The sequence below is a fragment of the Aetokthonos hydrillicola CCALA 1050 genome (assembly GCF_017591665.1).
In the GTDB taxonomy this organism is placed as follows: Bacteria; Cyanobacteriota; Cyanobacteriia; order Cyanobacteriales; family Nostocaceae; genus Aetokthonos; species Aetokthonos hydrillicola.
In genome coordinates this window covers 1-3,295 of the sequence record NZ_JAAKGC010000249.1, presented here as the reverse complement: position 1 = coordinate 3,295, position 3,295 = coordinate 1, and the positions used below count along the sequence as shown (strand labels likewise).

The window sequence follows — 3,295 nt, the reverse complement described above, 5'->3', positions numbered from 1 at the left end:
ATCCAGAAAAGCAGCACGGAAAGCTTTAAGTGATAAACATCCAGATTCTAGGGAACTTTGAGAATCTGCCTGGGCAGTTACTACGTTAAAATTGTGCATTGGCAATGTATTTCAATTTTACATACTATGGAACAAAACGGAAAGTCAACGGTCGTGATCACAGGCGCATCTTCAGGCGTCGGTTTGTATGCAGCAAAAGCTCTTGCCCAAACTGGAAAATGGCATGTGGTGATGGCTTGCCGAAATCTGCCGAAGACTGAAAAAGTGGCTCAAGATGTGGGAATACCTCAAGACAGCTACACTATTATGCATCTCGACTTAGCTAGTTTAGAGAGTGTGCGACAGTTTGTCTCAAATTTTAGACAAAGTGGCAGATCTTTGGATGCTCTAGTGTGCAACGCTGCGGTATATATGCCTTTACTAAAAGAACCAAAGCGAACTGTAGACGGATACGAATTGAGCGTTGCAACAAATCACCTTGGGCATTTCCTCTTGTGTAACCTCATGCTAGAGGATCTGAAGAACTCATCAGTTGCAGATCCGAGATTGGTTATTTTGGGAACTGTAACCCACAATCCGAAAGAGTTAGGAGGAAAAATTCCGCCCCGTCCAGACTTGGGAGAGCTCAAAGGCTTTGAAGAGGGATTTAAAGAGCCTTACTCGATGATTGACGGCAAGAAATTTAACTCTGTCAAAGCTTATAAAGATAGTAAGGTTTGCAATGTGTTGACTATGAGAGAACTGCATAGACGTTTTCACAAGTCACACGGGATTACCTTTAGCTCTCTTTATCCTGGGTGTGTAGCAACAACAGCTTTATTTAGAGATCATTATCGCCTGTTTCAGATTCTTTTCCCATTATTCCAGCGTAACATTACTGGAGGATTTGTCTCAGAGGAGGAGGCAGGAGCAAGAGTTGCGGAGGTTGTCTCTCTACCTGAGTACAACATGTCTGGTGCTTATTGGAGCTGGGGGAATAGACAAAAGAAAAATCGCAAGGCGTTTATTCAAGAGGTTTCCAATGAAGCAAGCGATGGTGATAAAGCCGAGCGCATGTGGGAGCTGAGTGCCAAATTGGTTGGACTTGCTTGACTTGATGCAATGCAATCTCTATCCAAAGGATGAGCGCAAAAGAGTACTTCGCGATCTTAGACTAGTATATAGTACTTTATGAAGTTTGATCAATGCCCCTGAGTAGAAGTCTCCTTGTAGCAAAGCAACCAAACATTGGTCAACTTGTTCGTGCCTTGCGTCAAGAGTTTAATCTATCTCAAGAAAAATTTGCAGCCAAGTTAGGTGTTACTTTCCCAACGATTAACCGTTGGGAAAATAAAAATGTAATACCTTCTCCTTTAGCAATGCAGCAAATTGATAATCTACTTAATGAGTTGGGTGAACGTGGTGACATAATTCGGACAACATTCTTTCCAGAAGAAGGGTAGGCTTTGCGAGTATGACCAATGAAGATGGAAGAGTGAGAAATCAGTTAACATCACTTAGCAACACCGACGTTAACTTTCTTGTTGGCGGCGGTGAAATGGGTGCAAGGATGCGAGAAATAGATTGGTCGCAAACGTCGCTTGGCTCAGCGCAGCATTGGTCGCAAAGTCTGAAAACAGCAGTCCGCATTATGTTAACCTCTCGCCAACCAATGTTTGTTTGGTGGGGTGATGAACTGATTAACCTCTACAATGATGCCTATAAGTCAATTGTTGGTGGTAAGCATCCAAAAGCTTTAGGGCAACCAGCTTCCGTTGTTTGGCGAGAAATATGGGATCAAGTAGGACCTCGGGCAGAATCAGCTATGCTGAATAATGAGGGTACTTACGACGAAGCATTGCTGTTGATTATGGAGCGTAATGGCTACCCAGAAGAAACCTATTACACATTTTCATATAGCCCAGTCCCCAATGATGAAGGTGGCACAGGTGGCATAATCTGTGCTAATTCAGAAGATACACAACGTATCATTAGTGAGCGTCAGTTATCTTTGTTACGGGAACTGGCATCTCGCACAGCAGATGCACGTACATTTGATGAAGCCTGTACACTAAGTGCAAGTTGTCTGAAAACTAACCCTTATGATTTACCATTCGCAATGATTTATCTGGTTGATCCAGATAAGCAAATTATTTTTTTAGCTGGAACGTGCGGGATTATGCCAAACCACGTAGCAGTTCCTGAAGCAGTCGCTATTGATTCTGATTCGGTTTGGCAGTTTACACAAGTACTCAAAACCAATAAGCCACAGCTAATTTCTAATTTAGGCTCGTCTTTTGACAACTTACCAACAGGTGCTTGGAATCAACCCCCGCATCAAGCAGTTGCTGTGCCGATCGCACCATCCGGAGAGACGGGAAGATCTGGGATATTAGTAACTGGGTTGAACCCATTTAGGCTTTTTGACAAAGACTATAGCAGATTCATTGATTTGGTTGCAGCGCAGATATCAGCTAGTATTGCCAACGCCCAAGCTTACGAACAAGAGCGTAAACGGGCTGAAGCATTAGCAGAAATTGATCGCGCTAAAACCGTGTTCTTTAACAACGTTAGCCATGAATTTCGTACTCCATTAACCCTGATGCTAGGGCCTTTGGAGGAAACTCTTACCAATTGTGCCACACTGCTTCCACCGCAGGAACGAGAACAGTTACAAATGGTGCAACGCAACGGACTTCGCCTTTTGAAATTGGTCAATACCCTGCTTGATTTCTCACGGATTGAAGCTGGACGAATCCAAGCCTCATACGAACCGATTGACCTTGCCACTTTTACCGCAGAGTTAGCAAGTGTCTTTCGTTCGGCAATAGAACGTGCAGAAATGCGGTTAGTAGTCAATTGTCCTCGTTTACCATCCCCAGTGTATGTAGATCGGGAGATGTGGGAAAAAATTGTCCTTAACTTGCTCTCGAATGCATTCAAGTTCACCTTTGAGGGAGAAATCGCGGTTAGCTTGCTGTGGGCGAACGATCATGTTAATTTGGTGGTACGAGATACTGGGATTGGTATCCCTGCAGAAGAGATTCCTCATTTGTTTGAGCGATTCCACCGCGTAAAAGGAGCACAAGGACGAACATTTGAAGGATCAGGAATTGGATTGTCACTGGTGCAAGAATTAGTGCAAATGCATGGCGGAACAGTTGAAGTGACTAGTGTTTTAGGAAAAGGTAGTTGCTTTATCGTTTCGATTCCTACCGGATCTGCTCACTTACCAGCTGATCGCATTCATGCTGAGCGAACGCTAGCTTCAACTGCATTAAGTACAACCCCTTATTTAGAGGAAGCTTTGCGTTGG

General features: G+C 43.8%; 3 protein-coding genes. All 3 read left to right on the top strand.

Annotated features, from left to right (window positions below):
* Positions 1-126 precede the first annotated feature (126 nt).
* Positions 127-1,092 (top strand): protochlorophyllide reductase, encoded by a 966-nt coding sequence (locus G4P69_RS36435; RefSeq protein ID WP_208354741.1) that lies wholly within the window; start codon positions 127-129, stop codon positions 1,090-1,092.
* 92 nt (positions 1,093-1,184) lie between these two features.
* Entirely contained in the window at positions 1,185-1,442 is a 258-nt protein-coding gene (locus G4P69_RS36430) for a helix-turn-helix domain-containing protein (protein WP_208340096.1), read from the top strand.
* 11 nt (positions 1,443-1,453) lie between these two features.
* A partial coding sequence (locus G4P69_RS36425; RefSeq protein WP_208354740.1) for a GAF domain-containing sensor histidine kinase occupies positions 1,454-3,295 on the top strand: 1,842 nt, incomplete at its 3' end.